Here is a 21,519-nt window from a genome sequence, read left to right on the forward strand (position 1 = left end):
AGAAGTCGCCACCCGGCTGGAAACTCCCATAGAAGGTTTGAACCGTGCACCACTTTCTCATCGCCCTGGCCACGACCCCGTCGCCTACCCCGACCCCGTCGCTGCGCCCCGGCTTGTCGGAAGACCAGGTGACCCCGGGAACCTGGGGATTCGTCCTGACTGCCTTCATCGTGGTGCTCACGACCTTCCTGATCGTCGACATGGTCCGCCGGATCCGGCGGGTCCGCTACCGCGCCCAGGTTGAAGAAGCCCTGGTCGGGGGTCCCGACGCGGCTGAGGCGGACGGTTCCGGGACTGACGGTTCCGTGACCGGCTCTGGGACCGGCACTGCTGAGACCGGCGGCGCTGCGACCGGCGCTGGGACCGGCACTGCTGAGACCGGCGGCGCTGTTGCGGGCAAGCCGCGCGCAGAAGACTCCGACGGCGATGCCGGCTCCGGAGCCCGCTGACCCGGGCATCACCCGGGAATGGCCGGGGGCGTCCAACGCCCTCGGCTCGGAACCGTCCGCCTATCTCCGCCAGCATGCGGACAATCCGGTGTACTGGCGGCCGTTCGGCGACGAGGCCTTTGCATTCGCGGCGGCCCGCGATGTTCCCGTCTTTCTCTCCATCGGCTATGCCGCGTGCCACTGGTGCCACGTCATGGCCCACGAGTCATTCGAAGACAAGGACACCGCCGAGTATCTGAACGCCCACTTCGTGGCCATCAAGGTGGACCGCGAAGAACGCCCCGACGTGGACTCGATCTACATGGCAGCCACGCAGGCCATCAGCGGCGAGGGCGGCTGGCCGATGTCCGTGTTCCTGACGCCCGACGGCTTGGCCTTCCATGCAGGCACCTATTTCCCGCCGAAGCCACAACCCGGAAGGCCGTCCTTCCGCCAGGTGCTTGAAGCGGTCCATGAGGCTTGGCTGGAACGCCGAGACGCCGTCGAGCAAAACGCGCGAGGGCTCGCCGTCGGCATGGCCGATGCCCAGCTCGCCTCAGCCGTGTTCCTCGACAGGCCGTCCGAAAGCCTGGACAGAAGCCTGTTATCGGAAGCCGTGCGTCTTCTCGCCCGTTCGGAGGACCCCGACGGCGGTGGCTTCGGCGGCGCTCCCAAGTTCCCGCCGTCGGCCGTTCTTGAGTTCCTGATCCGGCACGCTGCCGTACCGTCGGATACCTCGGACGCCGCCCGCGACATGGCGGGCCGCACGCTCGCCGCCATGGCCCGTTCCGCACTGTGCGACCAGCTCGACGGCGGCTTCGCCCGGTATTCCGTGACCGCGGATTGGGCCGTGCCGCATTTCGAGAAGATGCTCTACGACAATGCCCAGCTCCTCCGTGCCTACGTCCACTGGGTCCGGCTTCGGGGCGACTGGGTCTTGCCGGCCGGCGAGGCCGCAAGTGTGGCGTCGCGGGTGGCGGACTGGATGCTCGGCTCGCTCGGCGTGGGTGATCCCGCGGCGCCGGACGGACTCGCTTCCTCGCTCGACGCCGATACCGTGGTGGACGGAGTGCATCACGAAGGGGCGTCCTACCTGTGGACTCCTGCGAGCCTCGAAGCCGTGCTTGGCCCCGGGGACGGCGCCGCAGTGGCCCGGCTCATGAACGTGGGGCCGTCCGGGACGGTCTCGGAACTCGGATCTCCGCTCCATCCCGGGCGCCAGCTCTCCGGTGCGGAATCGCGGTTGTGGAACCGAGTCAGGCCCGCCTTGCGCGCCGCGCGCTCGGCGCGGCCCCAACCGGCCCGGGACGACAAGGTCGTGGCGGGCTGGAACGGCCTGGCCATCGCGGCGCTTGCCGAAGCCGGCGCTGTCCTGGACAGGCCTGAACTGGTGACCGCCGCGGAAAGCGTGGCCGAGTACCTGGTGCGCGCGCACTGGCGTCCGGCCGCCGGCACCTCAAAGCCCGGGGCGAGGGTGCTGATGAGGGTCTCGCACGACGGCGTTGCGCGCGGCATCAGCGGCTTGTTGGAAGACTACGCATTTTGCGCCGAAGGCTTCCTGGCCCTCTACGCGGTGACTGGCCAGCAGCGCTGGTACCGGTTCGCGGAGGAGCTGATCAGCGGAGCCTGCGCGCGATTCGTGGTGGACGGCAGGTTGTCGGACTCCGTAGGGGAGTCGGCCCAGGTATTCAACGCGCAGGGCCAGCACGCGGGCCTGGACCCCTTCGACAACGCGGCGCCCAGCGGGGCAGCTGCGTTTGCCGGAGTGTTGCTGAGCTACGCGGCCTACTCCGGTTCGCACGAGCACAGGGCCATGGCGAGCAACATCCTCTCGCTCCTGCCGCCCATAGCCGGGCGGGCTCCACGGGTAGCGGGATGGTTGCTTGCGACCGCCGAGGCAGCCGCGGTTGGTCCCGTAGAGGCCGCAGTATCCGGCCCACCAGGCGCCAAACAACGGGAACTCCACCGCGCGCTGTTGGCCTCGCCGAGCCCGGGGATGGTGGTTGCGGTCCAGCTCCGTGTGGCCGGCGAACAAGCGCCCGACGACGGCGCCCTGCCCGGGGCCCGGGCAGCGGAACCTGAGGTGCCGCTGCTCGAAGCCCGTACGGCTGCCGCGGACGGCTCACCGCTGGTGTATCTATGCCGGGGGATGGTGTGTGACCTGCCGCTTGGATCGGTCGAGGAACTCGCGCAGCGCCTCGACGCGATGGCGGAAGCCGCCGGCTAGCCCAGGATCGCCAATTAACTCAGCACGGCAATCATGATCGCGGCGAAATGTGCGGCGAACGCCAGCACGGTGAGGGCGTGGAAGAGCTCGTGGAAGCCGAAGTTCAACGGACTGAAGTTGGGCCTCTTGATTCCGTAGAAAACCGCGCCCGCGATGTAGAGGACCCCGCCCACGCAGATCAGGATCGCCGCTGGAACGTTCGCCGTGAAGAACTCCGGCAGGTAGAACAATGCCCCGCAGCCCAGCGCGACGTAGATGGGCACGTAGAGCCAACGTGGAGCGCCGGTCCAGAGAACCCGGAAAAGCACTCCCAGCAGTGCACCGGACCAGATCACCCACAGCAGGAGGACGGCCTTGGGACGCTCCAGCAGCGACCATGCGAGGGGCGTGTAGCTGCCCGCGATCACCAGCATGATGTTGGTGTGGTCCAGGCGCTTGAGGACCATCCTGGTCTTCGGCTCCCAATTGCCGCGGTGGTAGACCGCGGACACGCCGAAGAGCAGCACACCCGTCAAGGCGTAGATGGCGGAGGCGATTTTGCGATCCGTCGTTGGCGCCAATGTCACCAGGACGATCCCTGCCGCGACGGCGAAAGGCGTGGCCACAGCATGGATCCAGCCGCGCCACCTCGGCTTGGTTGTGAGCAGCTCCGACATCGTTAAAGCGTAACCCGCGCCTGGATAAGTTACTGCCGAGTAGCGCCCTTTGCGATCGCTTTCCGCTGTTCAGGTGTGCCGGCTGCCCGCCTTGGGAAGGTAGCCTTGGTGGTGCGCCTACGGCAGCGGTCCGGAGGTGTCGATAGTTGTTTGGCTGGGGGCCGGCTGCCAAGCGGACCGGCCGCCGTCGTCGTTTGTTTCGCTTTTAACGTGCTGTTCATAGGAAGTCAGGTGAGTGTCCGGATGGAGTGGCCCGGCTTCCTCTACGGCTTCTACGAGCGCAAACTGCTCCGTTCGCTCGAGCGGGAGAAGATTCCCCGGCACATCGGCGTCATGGTGGATGGCAACCGCCGCTGGGCGCGGCAGTTCAACGCTCCGACCAGCGAAGGCCATCAGGCAGGCGCGGACAAGATCCACGAATTCCTCGGCTGGTGCCAGGAACTCGGTGTCAAAGTCGTCACTCTCTACATGCTCTCGACGGACAACATGAACCGTTCCGGCGAAGAGCTCGAACTGCTGATGGGAATCATCGCCAATACCCTCGACCGCTTGGATGACGACGCCGATATCTCGGTCCACGCCATGGGCGCGCCGGAGCTCCTTCCGGACTACCTCGCCGAGCGGCTCAACAAGCTCACGGCCCGCACGCCGATCCGCGAGCGGCTCCATGTGAACGTGGCCGTCGGGTACGGCGGACGGCGCGAGATCGTTGACGCCGTACGGGAACTGCTGCACGACGCCGTCGCGCACGGCCGCGACATCACCGAGCTGGCCGATGAGCTCTCAGTGGACGACATCTCGCGTTTCCTTTACACGCGAGGCCAGCCGGACCCGGATCTGGTGATCCGCACGTCAGGTGAACAGCGTTTGTCAGGTTTCCTTATGTGGCAAAGCGCCTACAGCGAGTTCTACTTTTGCGAGGCACTCTGGCCCGCGTTCCGCAAGGTTGATTTCCTGCGGGCCCTGCGGGACTACGCCGGCCGCCAACGCCGCTTCGGTTCCTGACTCGGTGACTTCCGGTGCGCTCCCGTTTACGGGAAGTTCACATGTTGTCTACACGAATCGCCGTTTGGGCTAACCGGAAATGTAATCGCACGGGAATACGTTAATCCCATCAGTAGGCAAACCGCCTGCTGATCGGGGAGGCCAGTAGATGGAGCGAATCATCGCACCAGTTACGTGGGGGGCCGCGCCCGGCCTTCCGGCCGAGCCGCCTCACGAATAAGCCGGGTTCGCCCGGGGCTGGAGTCGATGTGGCTATTTCTGAGCAACTGCCCGTAGTCGTTTCAGACGGGGAAAGTTCAGCTACCTCTCGCACCAAGCGGGCCAACAGCGGGCGGACTGCACAGTCCGGGACCCCGACTGGCCGGAGCTATGTGATTGACACTTCCGTCTTGCTTTCCGATCCGCACGCCCTGTTGCGCTTCGCGGAGCACGAAGTCATTGTCCCGATCGTGGTCATCACCGAATTGGAGGGCAAACGCCACGATCCCGAGTTGGGCTACTTCGCCCGCAAGGCCCTCAGGCTCCTGGATGACCTGCGCATCGAGCATGGCGGATTGAATCAAGCCATCCCGATCGGAACCGACGGCGGCACGCTGCGCGTTGAGATGAACCATGTGTCCACCGAAGTGCTTCCGGCAGGATTCCGTGGCCCGGACAACGACAGCCGCATCCTGGCAGTCGCCAAGAACCTCGCCAACGAAGGCCGCAACGTCACGGTCGTCTCCAAGGACCTTCCGATGCGCGTCAAAGCCTCCGCGATGGGGCTGTTCGCGGACGAATACCGCAATGAACTCGTCAAGGACTCCGGCTGGACCGGCATGGCGGAGATCGAAGCCAGCGAGGACGAAATCACCACCCTGTACGGGCATGAACCGGTGTTCATCCCGGCGGCGGCGGAGCTGCCCGTCAACACGGGACTGGTGCTGCTTTCCAACCGGGGCTCCGCCTTGGGACGCGTCGGCGCGGACAAGCAAGTGCGGCTGGTCAAGGGGGACCGCGATGTCTTCGGACTGCACGGCCGCTCGGCGGAGCAACGGCTTGCGATCGATCTGCTCATGGATCCCAGCGTCGGAATCGTCTCGATCGGAGGCCGCGCGGGTACGGGAAAGTCGGCCCTGGCCCTGTGCGCCGGACTCGAGGCCGTCCTGGAGCGCCGGGAGCACCGCAAAGTGATCGTCTTCCGCCCCCTGTATGCGGTGGGTGGACAGGAACTTGGCTACCTTCCCGGTTCCGAGGCGGAGAAGATGAACCCCTGGGCGCAGGCGGTCTTCGACACTCTCGGTGCACTCGTCAGCCAGGAAGTCGTGGAAGAAGTCATGGACCGGGGCATGCTGGAAGTCATGCCGCTGACCCACATCCGCGGACGTTCGCTCCATGACGCCTTCGTGATCGTGGACGAGGCACAGTCGCTCGAAAAGAACGTGCTCCTCACGGTCATGAGCCGTATCGGCCAGAACTCCAAGATCGTCCTGACCCACGACGTCGCGCAGCGGGACAACCTCCGCGTCGGCCGGCACGACGGCGTTGCCGCCGTCGTCGAGACCCTCAAGGGGCACCCGCTCTTCGGCCACATCACCCTGACCCGCTCCGAGCGCTCGCCGATCGCGGCCCTGGTGACGGAACTGCTTGAAGGGGCCGAAATCTAAGGCTCGGCCTCTGTTGTCCGGAGGGCCGTGGCCAGGTTTCGGGTGAAGGAGCCCGAGGTGAGTCGAACTCGTTGGACCTGCACGACGTCGGTGCCCCATTGGTCGCGGTAAATGCCGTTGGGTTCATAGCCGAGGCTGGCGGAAACGCCCAAGGATTCCTTGTTCCAAATGGCAGCTTCGGATGTCGCTACTTCGGCGTTCAGGTAGTCGAAGGCGTAGCTGAGGGCGGCCGCGCGCATCTCCTTGCCAAGGCCTAGGCCTTGGGCGCCTTTCTTGAGCCAGGAGCCGGTGGAGACGGTCTTCAACGATGCGAAGTTCTTCGCCTCGATATCCTGGCAGCCAATGAACTCGTCGTTATGCCAGATGCCGAGGAGGAGCGTCCATGATTCCGCAGCCATTCCCGCACGGCAGCGCCAATACCACCCGGCCATGTTGGCACCCAACTCATCCTTGGGCAGTTCCGTCCAGGGGTTGCTGAAGGGGGACTTCCCAGGCTCGTGAATGCCGCTGAGGGCGGCCTTGACGGCTGCGGGGATGTCGGCGTCCTGTATGGGGCGCAACTCCAAGCGGGGTGTGGTCAGGATGAGGCCGAAGAAGGGCCAGATGGCGCTTAGCTCATTCATCCGGGAAGCCTAGCGGACATGTGAGCGGGCGTCGGCCGGAAACCCGATATATGTGAGCGGGCGTCGGCCGGAAACCGGATACATGTGAGCGGGCGTCGGCCGGAAACCGATATATGTGAGCGGGCGTCGGGCGGAAACCCGATATACGTGAGCGGGGGTCGGCCGGAAACCCGATATACGTGAGCTAGCGTTCCAGGGCGGGGCCGCGCTCATGCACGGGGACCGATGTCCCAACTGATGTGCTTCCGGACGTCGGTGAGGTTCATCGATTCGGCGAGGAACAGATCGTCCAGCATGTATTCGTCCACCCCCAGGATCCGCATCCAATGCCCGTGGCCGGTGGTATCGCCGTCGAGCGATTGGCTGGAAACGCACACGCCCGTTCCCGAGTCCACCCGCAACAGCGTGCGCCCAGGGAAACAGAGCGGCGTTGCCGCATCAGCAGCCACGTAACTGGATCCCGGCGTCGCGATGGTTTCGAGCGCTGGACGCCCCTCGTGATCCACTTCCCGAATGGCGCCGAACGACACCCTGTTGGACTCGGGAAACTCCATCGGCACCGGCGCATTTCCGGCGAGCTCGACAGGATCGAGGGCAGCCGCGAGCCGACCGTTCCCGAACGACGGTTCACCGTACGCTGCCTCGGGGCGCCGGCGGACCAAGCCGGCGGAGTCATAAACGGGGGTGACCAAGTGGGCCGGCAATAGCCAGGACTTGCGCTTGGAACCAAGGTAAAGCCCGTCTCGGGAGTCGTTGATGCCCGTGGTGCTATGCAGTAACGCACCGTCGACGGTTTCGAGCCGAAGCGCTCCCGGCCGGCGCAACCAGGCGCGCACTGTGGCATCCGCCTTGCCCGGCCTGTCCAGGTATTCGAACCTGAGGCTTGTCCATTTCCACGGGGAGGAGCGGCAGAGGTTTCGGAAGGTGGAGGACATGTCGGCATCCGGACTGCCCTGGATTTCTGCACTGTAACGCCCCATATCCACAGTCTAAGCGTGCGTAACCGGCGAAGGTTTGAGAAAACCGATAGCATCCGAGGGTGATCCGACGACTCGGCGAATTATGGGGGACCAGTTTCCCGGCCTTCTGGCTGCTGCTCGCAGCTTGTGTTTACTTTGCTGTCATGGCTGCCCGGCTCACGGTCATCGACGTCCGTCACCACCTCTTGCCCAACCGGATCGTCTTCCCGTCCTATGCCATCGCCGGTGCGTTGCTGCTCGGCGCGGCGGTGGCCGACACCTTGGCGGGGGGAGCGGCTGGACCAGCGCCCGACGGCGGTGCCCCCTTCCTCGGGGTGCCTGCCTTGGGAATCGTGGCCGGGGGAGCCGTGCTGTGGGTGTTCTATTTCATCCTGCGCTTGGTCTACCCGCCGGGGATGGGCTTCGGCGACGTCAAATTGGCCGGTGTCCTCGGCCTTTACCTTGGCTATCTGGGGTGGGCGCATGTTTTTGCCGGAACATTTGCGGCGTTCCTCTTCGGTGGGCTGTGGAGCCTGGGAGTCCTTGCTGCCCGCCGGGGAACCTTGAAATCTTCGATACCGTTCGGGCCGTTCATGCTGGCCGGTGCCGCTGCGGCCATGTTTGCCCTGCCGGCGTGAGGAGAGCTGTGGGCAAACGGAGCGAGAAGCGACCGTTTGAGCCGCCTTGCCCGCTGTCATTCGGGCATCGCCGGTGGGATACTCGCCCTACTGGCGGATCCGATCCGGAAGCGGAGGCAGAGCTCGTGTTGGTTATGGCTGATTCAACGGAAGCGGGCTAGGCCGTGCCGGTCCCGGAATTCATCCGGGAAATCCGCGAGAAGATCGGCAACGACCCGCTGTGGCTACCCGGCGTCCGGGGCGTGGTCCTGGACGACGAGAACCGGGTCCTGCTGTGCCAACGGGCCGACAATGGCCGGTGGACCCTGATCACCGGAATGCTGGAACCCGGGGAGCATCCAGCCCCTGGTTTGCTCCGCGAGATCTTCGAGGAGACTGCAGTTGTGGCCGAAACCGAGCGCATCCTGGCGGTGGGCGTGATCGGCCCGGTCACGTATCCCAACGGAGACGTGTGCGACTTCCTGGATATTGCCTTCAAATGCCGCTATGTCTCGGGAGAGGCCCGCGTCAACGACGACGAGTCAATCGCCGTCGGCTGGTTTGCCCTCGACGAGTTGCCGGAGATCAGTGCCGGCCACCGCGAAACCATCCGGCTTGCGCTGGAGCCAGGTTCCGCCGTCGCATATCAGCGGGACTGACGGGCCGCGAGGATCGCGCGGGCAGCGAAGAGGCATGCGGCGGCACCACAGGCAATAGCGCCGACGATGGTCCACCATTCGCCCTTGGCGGAGGCTATCGAGACGGCCAGGAGGCCGAAAAGGACTGCCCCGAGTCCCCATCGAACGGCCGGGCTGATGTTCGCGGATTCTTCGGGCTCTGAACTCATGCGTTCCAGCCTAAGCCAGATGCTCGGCCCGGAGGACATGCCCGGCGTTGCGTCCCGGCAGTGGACAGATTCCAATATGTCCACTGGTCCGAGCCAAGGGCGGGCATGTCCCGGGCTCAGCGCCGGGCGAGCTCGCCGTCTTTGTCCCCCAGCGGGCCGGACTCCGGAACAGCGTCTACGGCGCGAGACCCCTCGCCGGAACCCTCGGCGGAACCCTCGGGGGTTCCTCCGAGGCGTTCGGCTTCAAGGCGTTCGGCCTCGGCGCCCCCGACGGCCTCGCCCCGGGCCACCATTCCGGCGGTGTCGGAGAGCGGGATCTGCTTGAGCGTGATCGCGAGGAGGAGGGCGATGGCGATGAACGGGATGAGGTACCAAAACACGGGTGCCAGTGAATCGGCGTAGGCGTTGACGATGGCGTCCTTGACCTGGACCGGCAGTTGGGCCAGCGTCTGAGGGTCAAGCTTGCTGGTGGACTGTGCGGCCTGTGAGGCTGAAGCACCCGCGCCTGTGAATGCCTTGGTGAGGGACTCAGCGAGCCGCGTGGTGAAGATCGAGCCGAAGACGGCGACGCCCAAGGAAGCCCCGACCTCGCGGAAGTAGTTGTTGGTGCTCGTTGCCGTGCCGATCTGCTCGGCTGGAACGGCGTTCTGCACCACGAGGACGATGACCTGCATGATCAGGCCCAGGCCCGCGCCGAAGATGAACAGCTGGATGCAGATGACCCAGATCGGGGTTGCCGCGGTGAGGGTCGTGAGCCACAACATGGCAACGATCGTGAGGCTCGCTCCGAGGATCGGGAACATCTTGTACTTGCCGGTCTTGGAGATGCGGATACCGGAGTAGATGGACGTACCCATGAGTCCCACCATCATCGGCAGCATAAGCAGGCCGGAGACGGCGGCCGAGGTGCCGGAGGACATCTGCAGGAACGTCGGCACGAAGGCGATAGCGGCGAACATGCCCAAGCCCAGGGTGAAGCCGATGGCCGTTGCGTTGATGAAGATCCGGTTCTTGAACAGGCTCAACGGAATGATGGGATCTTCGGCTTTACGCTCCACAAGGACGAAGAGGAAGGCAGCAAGCACCATGCCGGCGCCGAAGGCCCAGGTCAGCGGGGAGTCCCAGCCTTGGTCCTTCTTGCCGCCGAAGTCGGTGAAGAAGATCAGGCAGGCCGTGGCAGCGGACAGCAGCAGCACGCCCAGGATGTCGATGCGCTTTTCGGCCTTCTTGTTCGGCAGCGTGAGCGTGAACCAGGCGATCGTGAACGCCGCAATGCCGACGGGGATGTTGATGTAGAAAGCCCATTCCCACGTCAGGTGATCGACGAAGAAGCCGCCCAGGAGCGGGCCGGCCACGGCGGAGAGGCCGAAGATGGCACCGAGGGGACCCATGTACTTGCCGCGTTCCTTGGCAGGCACGATGTCCGCGATGATGGCCTGCGACAGGATCATCAGGCCGCCGCCGCCCAGGCCCTGGACGGCGCGGAAGATCACGAAACCCCAGAAGTCGGTGGCGAAGGCGCAACCGATGGAAGCTGCGGTGAACAAGCCGATGGCAATGAGGAAGAGGTTCCGCCGGCCCAGGATGTCACCGAATTTGCCGTAGATCGGCATGACGATGGTGGTGGCCAGCAAGTAGGCCGTGGTGATCCAGGCCTGGTTCTCCACGCCGCCGAGCTTGCCGACGATCGTGGGCATGGCCGTGGACACGATGGTTTGGTCCAGGCTCGAGAGCAGCATTCCGGCGATGAGCGCCGAGAAAATGATCCAGATCCTTCTCTGGGTCAAGAGCAACGGTGCGGCCGCTTTGGTCTTGAGGGTGGTACTCACGGTTGGTCCTTCTGGGGTTCGACGGGGTGGGTGTCCAGCGCTTGGGCGAAGAGAGTACGGGCTGCGTGGAGGTTCCGGTCCAGCAATTCGCGGTAGGGCTCGGTGTTCTCTTCGGAAAAGAACTGTTGGCTTGTCTTCTTGGTGACGGCGCCGAAGACCGCCGCGGCCATGACGATCTCGGCATGGTCCGCGGCGAGGCCTTCACGGGATGCGATGAGCTCTGCGAATTGGCGCTCGCGGACTTCGCCTTCACGGGTCAACCGGCCAAGGAGCTGGGGCTCGGCCTTGACTGCGGCGATGAGCTGGCGGATCTCCGAAGGGCTGACGGTGGACCGCTCGAGGACCGCCAGGGTGAAGTGCCGCAGGGCGGACAGCAGCGAGCCGGAGATCGTGCCGGCTGCACGATCGGGATTGCGGTTAAAGGCTTCCAGCGCGTCCTCGGGAAGCTCGTCGGAGAACGAGCCGATCACTGCGTCTTCCTTGGTGTGGAAATAGTTGAAGAAGGTCCGCCGCGATATGCCGGCCTGCTCGCAGGCTTCCTCGACAGTGAAGCCGTTGAGTCCGTGCTGGGCCGTCAAGGACCGCGCGACGGCGGAGATCGCCGCGCGGGTCTGAGCGCGCTTGCGCTCCCGGAGTCCGCCGTCGTTAATTGCACTATTTTCCACAAAGTAAAGTTTTGCACTTTTGATTGGAAAGTGCAAGAAATCCTATGCGGGCAGAAACGACGACGGCGGCCGGCGCCTTCCGTGGGGAAGGTGCCGGCCGCCGTCGGGCTGGCCAGTCGGGCTGGCTGGAAACTAGGCCTTGTGGGCCGGGCGGGTCATGGTGGTGACGTCGAGGGCCTTGTCGAGCTGCTCTTCAGTCAGTTCGCCGCGCTCGAGGTAACCCAGGGAGACCACGGCTTCGCGGATGGTCAAACCCTCCGCAACGGCCTTCTTGGCGATCTTTGCCGCTGCTTCGTAACCGATGAACTTGTTCAGCGGGGTCACGATGGACGGGGAAGCCTCGGCCAGGAAGCGGGCGCGCTCGACGTTCGCGGTGATGCCGTCGATCATCTTGTCGGCCATGACACGGCTGGTGTTGGCCAGGAGGCGGATGGATTCGAGCAGGTTGGCAGCCATGACGGGGATGCCGACGTTGAGCTCGAAGGCGCCGTTGGTACCGGACCAGGCGATGGCGGTGTCGTTGCCGATGACCTGGGCGCAGACCATGATCGAGGCTTCGCAGATGACCGGGTTGACCTTGCCCGGCATGATCGACGAACCCGGCTGGAGGTCCGGGATGGAGATCTCGCCGAGTCCCGTGTTGGGTCCGGAGCCCATCCAGCGGAGGTCGTTGTTGATCTTCATGAAGGAAATGGCGATGTTGCGCAGCTGGCTGGAGCCCTCGATGAGGCCGTCGCGGTTGGCCTGCGCTTCGAAGTGGTCGCGTGCCTCGGTCAGCGGCAGGCCGGTGTCGGCTGCGAGCAGCTCGATGACGCGCTCCGGGAAGCCTTCTGGGGTGTTGATGCCGGTGCCGACCGCGGTGCCGCCCAGGGGGACCTCGGCGACGCGGGGGAGGGCGGCGTTGATGCGCTCGACGCCGTAACGGACCTGCGCCGCGTAGCCGCCGAACTCCTGGCCAAGGGTCACCGGGGTGGCGTCCATGAGGTGGGTACGGCCGGACTTGACGACGTCCTTGAACTCCACGGCCTTGCGGTCCAGGGAAGCAGCCAGGTACTCGAGGGCCGGGATCAGGTCGTTGATCAGGGCCGACGTCGCGGCGACGTGGACCGACGTCGGGAAGACATCGTTGGAGGACTGCGAAGCGTTGACGTGGTCGTTCGGGTGGACAACTTTGTCGCTCCCGGCGGCCGCGAGGGCGCGCGTCGCCAGCTCGGCGATGACCTCGTTGGTGTTCATGTTGGAGGACGTGCCCGAACCGGTCTGGAAGACGTCGATGGGGAAATCGCCGTCGTACTTTCCGGCGGCAACCTCATCGGCAGCGTTGGCAATGGCCTCGGCGAGCTCGCCGTCGAGCACCCCAAGTTCAGCGTTCGCCAGGGCCGCGGCCTTCTTGACGCGGGCCAGGGCCTCGATGTGCGCGCGCTCAAGCGTCTTGCCGGAGATCGGGAAGTTCTCCACGGCGCGCTGCGTCTGGGCGCGGTACAGGGCGTTCACAGGAACGCGAACTTCGCCCATCGTGTCATGTTCAATACGGAACTCGGCCGTGTTGGATTCTTGAGTGGAAGTCATGGGGCTAGCTTATGGCGAGCAGCCGCTTGACCGAAAACCGGTGGAACAAAGCTACGGCCGCCGCTTGCCGCCCCTTCGGGGCGGCCCGGCATCCGGCCTAGAGCTTGCCGATCCCGGAAACAAGCGCCGCGCGGCCTTCGTCCAGTTTGTAGGAAAGCCCGACGACGGCGGCCCGGCCGTCGTCGATCGCGTCGGAAATCACACGGGAACTGTCGGCGAGGCGGCGGGCCGTCTGCTTGACGTGCTCCACCACCATCTCGTTGACGTCCGTCTGCTCGTTGCGCATTGCGGTGAGGACGGAAGGCGTGATGCGCTCCACGAGGGAACGGATGAAACCTGCCGGCATTTCACCGGTCTCGACGGCACTCTTCGTCGCGGTCACCGCGCCGCAGCTGTCGTGGCCAAGGATCACGATGAGCGGAACATGCAGTTGGGAGATGCTGTACTCCAGCGAGCCGAGCACCGCGTCGTCGATCACCTGACCGGCGGTGCGGACCACGAAGGCATCGCCCAGGCCGAGGTCGAAGATGATTTCGGCGGCCAGGCGGGAATCAGAACAACCGAAGATCACGGCAAAGGGGTGCTGGTCCTCCACCAGGGAATGCCGGCGGGAAGCGTCCTGGTTGGGGTGCATGGACTCCCCGGCGACGAAGCGTTCGTTTCCTTCGCGCAGACGGCGCCAGGCAAGTGCAGGAGTCAGATAGGTAGCCACGGCGCTACTTTACGGCTTCGTGGTGCCAGGCTGCGAAACTGTGTCGCCCGGCTTCGTGCTCGCGTCCGCCGAAGCGACCGGAGCTGCGTCCATCGCCTTGACCAAGGCGGTGGCCAAGGTGGAGAACTCGTCCAGGCCGGCGCCGCCGCTCAGGATGATCGTGGTGCCGCGGTAGTTCAGGACCATGCTGCGGTTGCCCTTGGCCGTGTCGTGGAGCTCCCAGTCGTGGCCGCCGGCGCTGCGCGTTCCGGTAACCGGAGCACTCCCGGTCTGCTGGAAGATCCAGGTTGGGTTGGCCTTGCGGGTCTGGACAATGCCGATGAAGGCCTGCTTGGGAGTGACGTATCCGACCTCCCACGTGGGCACGCCATCGCCGGTTCCGGATGACCAGCGGGCGTAGTTCGGACTAAATGTGTCGCCGGTATCCGGCGCCACCGGTGTGAAACCCGCCACATCTTTCGCGTTGGCTGCGGTTGCCGCCACATCGACGTTGGGCTTGTAACCGTTGCTCTTTGGCGCCGGATTCATGAGCACAATCGGCAGGAACGCCAGCACGCAGAGGAGCAAGGCGATGAGCATGCCAATCACCGACGCGTTGGCCCTTTTGGCTGCTTTCGCCGGGATAACGGGCTTCACCGCAGCCTGACCGGCGTCGTCGGCGCCAGCTGCGCCCGTGCCTCCGCCGTCGGAGGGGGCGGCGGCAATTGCTTTGTCTTGCGTTTCACTCACGCTTCAATAGTCTCCTATCCAAGCGGCTAATACACATCGGCCGGTCCGCGCAAGGGGCGTTCCGGGAGTTGGTCATCCCATGACCGCGCCACCCCGCCCCGACTATGATCTCTTCTAGAGGAATCATTCAGGCCGCCAAGCCCAGCCATTCCTGGTCCCACGAATCGCGTCATCGAAGAAGAGGTTCACGTGTCTCCAGCGCCAATGTCCCAGAAGTATTCCACGATTTCGCCGGCGCTCGCCGTCGGGACCGATGAGCCGGACCGCAACCTGGCCCTCGAACTTGTCCGGGTTACCGAAGCTGCCGCCATTGCGGGCGGCCACTGGGTTGGATTCGGCGACAAGAACAAGGCAGACGGCGCCGCCGTCGACGCCATGCGCTCCTTCCTCCACACCGTCCATTTCAACGGCGTCGTTGTCATTGGCGAGGGTGAAAAGGACGAAGCCCCCATGCTCTTCAACGGCGAGCACGTCGGTGACGGCACCGGACCCGAGTGCGACGTCGCCGTCGACCCCATCGACGGAACCCGCCTGACCGCGCTGGGCATCAACAACGCCCTCGCCGTGTTGGCAGTTGCCGAGCGCGGCACCATGTTCGATCCCTCCGCCGTGTTCTACATGGAGAAGCTCGTCACGGGTCCCGAAGCAGCCGACATGGTGGACCTGCGCCTCCCGGTGAAGCAGAACCTGCACTTGATCGCCAAGGCCAAGGGCGTCAAGGTCAACCAGCTCAACGTCATGATCCTGGACCGCGACCGCCACCGCCCGCTGGTGGAGGAAATCCGCGAAGCCGGTGCCCGCACCAAGTTCATCATGGACGGCGACGTCGCAGGCGCCATTGCCGCTGCACGTTCCGGCACCGGCGTCGACGCCCTGATGGGCATCGGCGGCACCCCCGAAGGCATCGTTGCCGCTTGTGCCATCAAGTCCCTCGGCGGTGTCATCCAGGGCCGCCTGTGGCCCACCAGCGACGACGAGAAGCAGAAGGCCATCGACGCCGGACACGACCTCGAGCGCGTCCTCTCCACGAACGACCTCGTCACGAGCGACAACTGCTACTTCGCCGCTACCGGCATCACCGACGGCGACCTCCTCAAGGGCGTGCGCTACTCCAAGGACAAGGTCCTGACCCAGTCCATCGTGATGCGCTCCAAGTCCGGCACCATCCGCTTCGTCGACGGCGAGCACCAGGCCAGCAAGTGGGAGGGCTACGCCCGCAAGTAGGACCCACCCCCCAGCGCGAACTGGCAGCAAATGCCCTCTGAATCGAGGCAGAGGGCATCTGCTGCCAGTTCGCGCGAAGGAACCCTAGCGGAGCTTTTCGCGCAGCTTCCGGGCCAGCTGGTAGGCCCCGTAGCGGAGCTTGTTGACGGGAAGGTCCCACGTGCCTGGGTAGGCGATTTCCCTGCCTCCGAAGGACTTCTTGAAGGCGGTGAATCCGGCCCACTTGTGGTCGGGCTCGTCCTCCGGGGCCACGCCCCACAGGTCGACGTGCTTGAGCCCCTTGTCCTTGGCATCGGCCATGAGCGTCACGAGCAAGGGAATGCCCGCGCTGAGCTTGCGGTGCGTGTCATCGAGCGCTGCGTGGGCGTAGGTGCGGGTGTCGGCGGAGTCGTACGCCAAGGCGGCCGCAATGGGTTCGCCCTCGAGTTCGGCGATGAACAGCGTGCCGGCACCAGCGGGCATGAGGGAGCGGGCCACCGAGCTCAAGTAGTCATCGCTCTGGGGCTTGAAGCCGTTGCGTGCCGCTGTCATGTGGAGGAAGTCGAGAAGTATCGAGATCTCTGCAGGATCCTGCGAGGACCGGAAGGTGACGCCCTTCTTATGGATGTTGCGGTACAGGTTCCGGTTGGTGGGTTTCATGCCCGCAAGGACGTCTTTGAAGTCGCCGTCCAGATCCACGATCCAGCTCAATTCCGGCTGCTGGTTGGACGGCGCGGGCTGGAGGCCGCGTCCCCCCAGCACCGCAGCGGCGTCGGCCGCTTCAAATCCAGCAGTGACGGGTTCCATCCTCACAAACACCGCCTTGCTGCGGCGCGCAATCGCCACCAGCGCGGCCAGGGCTTCGTCGAAGGCTTCCAACGAGTCGGCCACGGGGCCGTAGGGGGAGTAGATGACCTTTCCAGCCGGGTTCTTTTCCTCCACGGCGAGGAAACGCCACCCCAGACCGGACTCCTCGTGCACGGTGCGGCCGAGGGATCGCTGGAAGGACGCCCATGCGGGCGTTTGCAGGAAGTACTCCACCCTCTAATTCCCCAAGCCGGTTGTGACGGCAAAGGCGACGCTGGTTCCCGTTGCGCCGGAAACCGGGTGCACCATTACGGGCTCTTCGGATGCCGGGATGAAGGCACTCCCGCCGCGTTCCACGGCGAGCTCGCTCTTGGGGGAGTCGAGCACCACGGAACCCGAAACCACGACGACGACGGCGGGACCGGCTTGCGCCATCGGCACCGGTTCCGCTCCGGGAGCCAACTCGATGCGCTGGAGCTGGAATTCCTTGAAGGGCGGCACATAGAGATCCTGGCCGAATCCGGAGATCCTGGGCTCGATGCGCGGTACGCCGAGGGAAGCGAATTCGATGGTCTTCAGGAGTTCGGGGACGTCGATGTGCTTGGGGGTGAGGCCGCCACGGAGCACGTTGTCCGAGGCCGCCATCACCTCGACACCGAGGCCTTTCAGGTAGGCGTGGACGTTTCCGCCCGGCAGGTACACCGATTCGCCCGGGGACAGGAAGACGAGGTTCAAGAGCAGCGAAATCAGGACACCGGGGTCGCCCGGGAACTCATTGTTGATGTCCATCAAGGTGGAGAGTTCCGCGGCGTGCTGACCCATCGGTGCGCCCGATTTCAGGATGGAAACCACCTGATCGGTGGCGGCGGAGACGGCATCCCCGCCGGTAATCAGCCGGGTGAACGCAGCCTTGAGTGCCGACGGCTCATCGGGCTCGGAGAGATCCGCGATGACACCGGTGATGACGTCCGGGACGTCGACGGCGGCAAGGTCCAGGAGGGTTGCGAGATGCTCGAAGACACGCTGCGAATCCGCGGCCGGACGGAAACCGCAGAGGGCGTGAAACGGGGTCAGCGCAAAGATCATTTCGGGCTTGTGGTTGTCATCCCGGTAGTTGCGCTCGGGCGCGTCCGCCGCCATGCCTGCGGCATTTTCCTTCGCGTATCCGTCCTTGGCCTGCTGCAAGCAAGGGTGGACCTGCAAGGACAGGGGCTTGTCGGCCGCAAGGAGCTTGGTGAGGAACGGCAAGCGCGGACCGAATTCGGCCACGCTCGTTTCACCGAGGAAATGCACGGGGTCCACCTTGATCAGGGCGTCCAAGGCGACGGACGATCCATCCGGACGGGTGGCCACGGACGGCGAGTCTGGGTGCGCTCCGATCCACAACTCCGCCTCCGGACCGCCCGAGGCGGACCTTCCCAGCAGAGCGGCGATCGCCGTCGTCGATCCCCATGCGTAGGGGCGGAGAACATTCTCAAGCTGGTACACGGCAGGGGATCCTTGTCATTGCGGGACGGTACATTCGGGATTGCCGGGGATGACCTCTTAACGGCTGCCCGGGCTCTTAACGACTGCTTCGGGCGGAGACGTTCGCGGTGGAGAAGACTTCGGCGACCTTGTCGCGGAGCCGGGCGCCTTTCTCGGTGGCGGTGTTGTTGAGCTCCTGGGCGAATTCGAGCAGTTCGCCGCGAAGCCGCACGGCCAGCTCGTCGGTTCCGGACGCCAGCATGCGCACTGCCAGGAGGCCGGCGTTACGGGCGCCGCCGATGGACACCGTGGCGACGGGAACACCGGCGGGCATCTGCACGATGGACAGCAAGGAATCCATACCGTCCAGGGTCTTCAGCGGGACCGGGACGCCGATGACGGGCAGCGGGGTGACGGAGGCGAGCATCCCCGGCAAGTGGGCCGCGCCGCCGGCTCCCGCGATGATGACGCGGAGGCCACGTTCATGGGCAGTCTGGCCGTATCGGATCATTTCCGTGGGCATGCGGTGGGCTGAGACGACGTCGGCTTCGAAAGGGATGCCGAATTCTGCCAGGGCGTCCGCCGCGGCTTCCATGACCGGCCAGTCGGAGTCGGAGCCCATGACGAGGCCTACGATCGGGGCGGCGACAGCCGCATCCGCGTTTTCGGCTTCCATGTTCTCTGCGCTCATGCGGTCTCCTCGGAGGTGGTTTCGGCCGGCATGCGGCCGTCGCGGATGATGTCGGCCACTACGGTGGCGCGGCGTCGGATGGAGTCGACGTCCGCCGTCGAGTTGCCGACGAGGTTCACGTGCCCGATCTTGCGGCCGGCCCGCACGGACTTGCCGTAGCAGTGGACCTTTGCGGCAGGTTCGTAGGCGAGGGCCTTGGGGTAGGCGCTGAAGAGATCCTGGTTGTCGCCGCCCAGGAAGTTCTTCATGACAACTACTGCGCCGAGCGCGTCGGTGGCACCGAGCGGGAGGTTGAGGACCGCTCGCAAGTGCTGTTCGAACTGGCTCGTGACGGAGCCGTCTTGCGTCCAGTGGCCGGTGTTGTGCGGCCGCATGGCGAGCTCGTTGACCAGGAAGCCGACTCCGACGCCGGGCGTTTCGAAGAGTTCGGCCGCCATGACGCCCGTGACTCCGAGTTCATTGGCGATCCGCAGCGCTGCCTCTTCGGCTGCCGCGGCGACCTCTACGGGAATGTCCTGGGCCGGCGCAATCACTTCGTCGCAAACGCCGTCCACCTGGACGGTGTGGACTACCGGCCAAGCACGGGATTCGCCGTCTGGGGTCCTTGCGACGAGCGCGGAAAGCTCGCGGCTGAAGTCAACCTTCTCTTCCGCGAGCAGCGGGCTCATGGCGTCGAACCAGTCCGTGGTGCTCCGGGCGTCGTCGGCGGAATGGACGATGCGCACGCCTTTGCCGTCATAGCCTCCGCGCGGGGTCTTCAAGACGATCGGCCAACCGGTCTGCTCACCGAATGCCACGAGGTCCTCGACGCCGTGGACTGCAGCCCACGCCGGATTGGGGAGCCCCAAGCGGTCGATCGCGGCGCGCATCACCAGTTTGTCCTGCGCGTGCACCAGGGCATCGGGGCCGGGCTGGACGTTGACTCCGGCCTCGATCAAGGCCCGGAGGTGCTCGGTGGGAACGTGTTCGTGGTCGAAGGTCATGACGTCCAAGCCCTCCGAGAACTCAAGAAGGGCCGCGAGGTCCTTGTAGTCGCCAATGGGGGCCGTTGCTACGGCCTGGACTGCGGAAACGTCCCCACCTTCAGCAAGGACCCGGAGTTCAAAGCCGAGAGCGGTTGCGGCCGGGGCCATCATTCGTGCGAGCTGTCCGCCGCCCACCACGCCAATTACAGGAAAAGTCACAAGGTTCAGCCTACCGAACCAGCGGCTGGTTCCCAGATTCTGCTCGCCGCTGGGTCCTTGGAACCCGGCTCGAAGCCGTCGGTACGGAACAAATGGGCAAGCTCCAAGAAATCGGAGCTAAAATGGAGGCTTCGGCCCATCGGCCCCCTAGAACAACGGCCATGGAGGGTCATGATCAACACACTTGCAGATCGCATCCGCGGGCTCGCCTCGCTCTTTTGGCGCGAAGTAGCCAAGTTTGGCGCTGTCGGCGGTGTTGCGTTCGTCATAGATAACGGCTTGACCTACTATCTCATGCACGGCCCGATGTCGGACAGTGAGGCGAAGGCCCGTTTCGTCGGCGCCACCGTGGCCACCGTGTTCTCGTGGATCGCCAACCGTTTCTGGACCTTCCGCCACCGCCGCCAGCAGAACGTGGTGCGCGAGTTCGTGATGTTCATCATCATCAACGGAATTGGTATCGGCATCTCCACCGGCCTCACCGCCATCGCCAAATACGGCATGAACATCCAGGACAAGAACGTCCTCTTCGCCGCCGGAGTCGTCGGCATCCTCGTGGCCACTGTCGTGCGCTTCTTCGCCTACCGCTTCCTGGTCTTCAACAAGGAACTCGACGAAGAGCCCGCCTTCTCGCATGACCACGAGATCATCGAGGCCCACCACAGGGCCAAGGCCAAGGCCATGCATGTTGCCAGCTCCGAGACTGGCTCGGACCAAGGCGAAGACGCGGTCAAGCGCCGCTGACGTGCCTAGGCGCCGCTGACGCGCTCGTTGTCCAGCAGGTGCCGGGTGACGTCGACGTCCGGGTGCACGAGGACCACTGAACCGTCTTTGCTCCACGCGCCCAGTGCGTCCGCGAGGGCCGACTCCAAGCCGTCGGCCGCGCGGACCAGCAGGCGGACGCCGGCGTCGTGTTCCTTGGCGAAGCCGTCCAGCAATTCGCCGTGCGAGTGTCCGGCTTCAGGGCGGCGCAGCGCCGGAAGCGCGGCGTCCGGTTCGGCGTGCGCCATGAACACGTCGCCGTGGGAGCGGACTTCGGCCGCGTAGTCCACGACGCCGGCAGGCAGTTCTCCCGGCCAGCGCATCGCGAGTGCCGCGAGCGCCACGGCGACGACGGCGTCGAAGTCGGCTCCCGCACCGACGTCGGGGGTGTCCGTGACAAGCAGGTCGGCGCTGCCGCCGTCGAGCACCAGTTCCATCCCCAACTGCCATCCGGCCAGCGCCCATACGAGGGACTTCCAATGGGCCGGCAGGTCGAGGCGAAGGCTCATGCCCGGTTCGGCGTCGAACTCGTCCTGGAGTAGGTTGCTGGTCTTGGCCACCCAATTGTCCAGGACCCGTCCCGAGAGCTCCACCCGTTCGGCGTCCGGCCCGTACCAGGTCAGTCGGGGGGATGTGGCGTGTCCGGAGCGCAGGGCTGCCATCAGGTTCATCGCGGGGGTGTTCATGGCTACATCTTGCCACGGGGCGTCCGGCCCGGCGCAGACGGGTATGACTTGCGCCACATGGGGCCAAGGGCCGGTGACGGCACGGCGCTTGAGGGGCCAAGCAATTTCCCTGAAATTCAATGAAAATACATCTTAAGTGAGTCGAAGCTTCCGTTTTTCCGCGGAAGCGCGCGGATGGGGCAAAAAAATCGCGGGCGTGGCGCGGCG

At 65.1% G+C, this 21,519-nt stretch carries 22 protein-coding genes; 8 read left to right on the forward strand and 14 right to left on the reverse strand.

Translation table 11 applies throughout. The features are described 5' to 3' along the window. The first annotated feature begins 44 nt into the window (after positions 1–44). Positions 45–449: a hypothetical protein gene (locus AB4068_RS13760; protein ID WP_441433668.1), complete on the forward strand. Its 405-nt coding sequence runs from the start codon at positions 45–47 to the stop codon at positions 447–449. Next, on the forward strand, positions 427–2,655 hold the full coding sequence (locus tag AB4068_RS13765) for a thioredoxin domain-containing protein (RefSeq protein WP_441433669.1): 2,229 nt from the start codon (positions 427–429) through the stop codon (positions 2,653–2,655). Before AB4068_RS13760 ends, AB4068_RS13765 begins: the two co-directional genes overlap by 23 nt. Before the next feature lie 14 nt (positions 2,656–2,669). Here AB4068_RS13765 and trhA read toward each other — a convergent pair whose 3' ends face one another. Beyond that, positions 2,670–3,311 carry a PAQR family membrane homeostasis protein TrhA gene (trhA, locus tag AB4068_RS13770; protein WP_307052656.1) on the reverse strand — a complete coding sequence of 214 codons (642 nt, stop codon included), beginning with the start codon at positions 3,309–3,311 and terminating at the stop codon, positions 2,670–2,672. Between the two features lie 243 nt (positions 3,312–3,554). On the opposite strand from trhA, the gene AB4068_RS13775 reads away from it, so the two are divergent. Together AB4068_RS13775 and AB4068_RS13780 are read left to right on the forward strand one after the other, a co-directional pair. After that, on the forward strand, positions 3,555–4,316 hold the full coding sequence (locus AB4068_RS13775; protein WP_059387964.1) for an isoprenyl transferase: 762 nt from the start codon (positions 3,555–3,557) through the stop codon (positions 4,314–4,316). A 371-nt stretch (positions 4,317–4,687) separates the two neighbouring features. After that, positions 4,688–5,962 (forward strand): PhoH family protein, encoded by a 1,275-nt coding sequence (locus tag AB4068_RS13780; RefSeq protein ID WP_370872299.1) that lies wholly within the window; start codon positions 4,688–4,690, stop codon positions 5,960–5,962. Here AB4068_RS13780 and AB4068_RS13785 read toward each other — a convergent pair. Both AB4068_RS13785 and AB4068_RS13790 read right to left on the reverse strand, forming a co-directional pair. Next, the gene (locus tag AB4068_RS13785; RefSeq protein WP_441433670.1) at positions 5,959–6,585 is read right to left on the reverse strand and encodes a GNAT family N-acetyltransferase; all 627 of its coding nucleotides are present in this window, start codon (positions 6,583–6,585) and stop codon (positions 5,959–5,961) included. The two genes, AB4068_RS13780 and AB4068_RS13785, sit on opposite strands and share 4 nt — an antisense overlap. Before the next feature lie 209 nt (positions 6,586–6,794). Further along, on the reverse strand, positions 6,795–7,565 hold the full coding sequence (locus AB4068_RS13790; RefSeq protein WP_441433671.1) for a hypothetical protein: 771 nt from the start codon (positions 7,563–7,565) through the stop codon (positions 6,795–6,797). A gap of 59 nt (positions 7,566–7,624) precedes the next feature. Between AB4068_RS13790 and AB4068_RS13795 the strand changes: the two genes are divergently transcribed. Further along, complete coding sequence (locus AB4068_RS13795) at positions 7,625–8,182, forward strand: prepilin peptidase (protein WP_441433672.1); 558 nt, start codon at positions 7,625–7,627, stop codon at positions 8,180–8,182. 164 nt (positions 8,183–8,346) lie between these two features. Next, on the forward strand, positions 8,347–8,820 hold the full coding sequence (locus AB4068_RS13800) for an NUDIX hydrolase (RefSeq protein ID WP_059387959.1): 474 nt from the start codon (positions 8,347–8,349) through the stop codon (positions 8,818–8,820). Here the strand turns inward: AB4068_RS13800 and AB4068_RS13805 are convergent. The 6 genes from AB4068_RS13805 to AB4068_RS13830 form a co-directional block, all read right to left on the reverse strand. Further along, complete coding sequence (locus tag AB4068_RS13805; protein WP_059387958.1) at positions 8,808–9,008, reverse strand: hypothetical protein; 201 nt, start codon at positions 9,006–9,008, stop codon at positions 8,808–8,810. The genes AB4068_RS13800 and AB4068_RS13805 overlap by 13 nt on opposite strands. Before the next feature lie 116 nt (positions 9,009–9,124). Continuing rightward, complete coding sequence (locus tag AB4068_RS13810; RefSeq protein ID WP_441433673.1) at positions 9,125–10,837, reverse strand: MDR family MFS transporter; 1,713 nt, start codon at positions 10,835–10,837, stop codon at positions 9,125–9,127. Further along, positions 10,834–11,502, reverse strand: coding sequence for a TetR/AcrR family transcriptional regulator (locus AB4068_RS13815; protein ID WP_306961173.1), 669 nt, complete (start codon positions 11,500–11,502; stop codon positions 10,834–10,836). Before AB4068_RS13815 ends, AB4068_RS13810 begins: the two co-directional genes overlap by 4 nt. A gap of 132 nt (positions 11,503–11,634) precedes the next feature. Next, positions 11,635–13,071, reverse strand: coding sequence for a class II fumarate hydratase (locus AB4068_RS13820; RefSeq protein WP_284990418.1), 1,437 nt, complete (start codon positions 13,069–13,071; stop codon positions 11,635–11,637). Between the two features lie 97 nt (positions 13,072–13,168). Further along, a complete protein-coding gene (locus AB4068_RS13825) occupies positions 13,169–13,783 on the reverse strand; it encodes a carbonic anhydrase (protein ID WP_059387956.1) in 615 nt (204 codons plus the stop codon). A 9-nt stretch (positions 13,784–13,792) separates the two neighbouring features. Continuing rightward, positions 13,793–14,512: a DUF4245 domain-containing protein gene (locus tag AB4068_RS13830; protein ID WP_441433674.1), complete on the reverse strand. Its 720-nt coding sequence runs from the start codon at positions 14,510–14,512 to the stop codon at positions 13,793–13,795. Positions 14,513–14,716: 204 nt separating this feature from the next. On the opposite strand from AB4068_RS13830, the gene glpX reads away from it, so the two are divergent. Further along, positions 14,717–15,736: a class II fructose-bisphosphatase gene (glpX, locus tag AB4068_RS13835; protein ID WP_171983398.1), complete on the forward strand. Its 1,020-nt coding sequence runs from the start codon at positions 14,717–14,719 to the stop codon at positions 15,734–15,736. Positions 15,737–15,820: 84 nt separating this feature from the next. Here glpX and AB4068_RS13840 read toward each other — a convergent pair whose 3' ends face one another. The 4 genes from AB4068_RS13840 to AB4068_RS13855 form a co-directional block, all read right to left on the reverse strand. Beyond that, the gene (locus AB4068_RS13840; RefSeq protein WP_441433675.1) at positions 15,821–16,756 is read right to left on the reverse strand and encodes a lipid II:glycine glycyltransferase FemX; all 936 of its coding nucleotides are present in this window, start codon (positions 16,754–16,756) and stop codon (positions 15,821–15,823) included. Positions 16,757–16,759: 3 nt separating this feature from the next. Next, complete coding sequence (gene manA / locus AB4068_RS13845; protein WP_441433676.1) at positions 16,760–18,010, reverse strand: mannose-6-phosphate isomerase, class I; 1,251 nt, start codon at positions 18,008–18,010, stop codon at positions 16,760–16,762. Positions 18,011–18,086: 76 nt separating this feature from the next. Beyond that, entirely contained in the window at positions 18,087–18,680 is a 594-nt protein-coding gene (purE, locus tag AB4068_RS13850; protein ID WP_306961180.1) for a 5-(carboxyamino)imidazole ribonucleotide mutase, read from the reverse strand. Further along, complete coding sequence (locus AB4068_RS13855; RefSeq protein WP_441433677.1) at positions 18,677–19,864, reverse strand: 5-(carboxyamino)imidazole ribonucleotide synthase; 1,188 nt, start codon at positions 19,862–19,864, stop codon at positions 18,677–18,679. The genes purE and AB4068_RS13855 overlap by 4 nt, the downstream gene beginning before the upstream one ends. A gap of 171 nt (positions 19,865–20,035) precedes the next feature. Here AB4068_RS13855 and AB4068_RS13860 point away from each other — a divergent pair, with 171 nt between their 5' ends. After that, positions 20,036–20,608, forward strand: coding sequence for a GtrA family protein (locus AB4068_RS13860; RefSeq protein ID WP_284989853.1), 573 nt, complete (start codon positions 20,036–20,038; stop codon positions 20,606–20,608). A gap of 5 nt (positions 20,609–20,613) precedes the next feature. Here AB4068_RS13860 and AB4068_RS13865 read toward each other — a convergent pair whose 3' ends face one another. Further along, on the reverse strand, positions 20,614–21,312 hold the full coding sequence (locus AB4068_RS13865) for a TIGR03089 family protein (protein WP_307052646.1): 699 nt from the start codon (positions 21,310–21,312) through the stop codon (positions 20,614–20,616). Positions 21,313–21,519 lie beyond the last annotated feature (207 nt).

Source organism: Arthrobacter sp. 2RAF22, assembly GCF_052115325.1.
Taxonomy (GTDB): domain Bacteria; phylum Actinomycetota; class Actinomycetes; order Actinomycetales; family Micrococcaceae; genus Arthrobacter.

Coding starts and splice junctions, on each gene's coding strand:
- AB4068_RS13865 (WP_307052646.1), bottom strand. CDS start 21,312: ATGAACACCCCCGCGATGAACCTGATGGCAGCCCTGCGCTCCGGACAC.
- AB4068_RS13775 (WP_059387964.1), top strand. CDS start 3,555: ATGGAGTGGCCCGGCTTCCTCTACGGCTTCTACGAGCGCAAACTGCTC.
- trhA (WP_307052656.1), bottom strand. CDS start 3,311: ATGTCGGAGCTGCTCACAACCAAGCCGAGGTGGCGCGGCTGGATCCAT.
- AB4068_RS13765 (WP_441433669.1), top strand. CDS start 427: ATGCCGGCTCCGGAGCCCGCTGACCCGGGCATCACCCGGGAATGGCCG.
- AB4068_RS13790 (WP_441433671.1), bottom strand. CDS start 7,565: ATGGGGCGTTACAGTGCAGAAATCCAGGGCAGTCCGGATGCCGACATG.
- AB4068_RS13860 (WP_284989853.1), top strand. CDS start 20,036: ATGATCAACACACTTGCAGATCGCATCCGCGGGCTCGCCTCGCTCTTT.
- AB4068_RS13805 (WP_059387958.1), bottom strand. CDS start 9,008: ATGAGTTCAGAGCCCGAAGAATCCGCGAACATCAGCCCGGCCGTTCGA.
- AB4068_RS13820 (WP_284990418.1), bottom strand. CDS start 13,071: ATGACTTCCACTCAAGAATCCAACACGGCCGAGTTCCGTATTGAACAT.
- purE (WP_306961180.1), bottom strand. CDS start 18,680: ATGAGCGCAGAGAACATGGAAGCCGAAAACGCGGATGCGGCTGTCGCC.
- glpX (WP_171983398.1), top strand. CDS start 14,717: ATGTCCCAGAAGTATTCCACGATTTCGCCGGCGCTCGCCGTCGGGACC.
- AB4068_RS13785 (WP_441433670.1), bottom strand. CDS start 6,585: ATGAATGAGCTAAGCGCCATCTGGCCCTTCTTCGGCCTCATCCTGACC.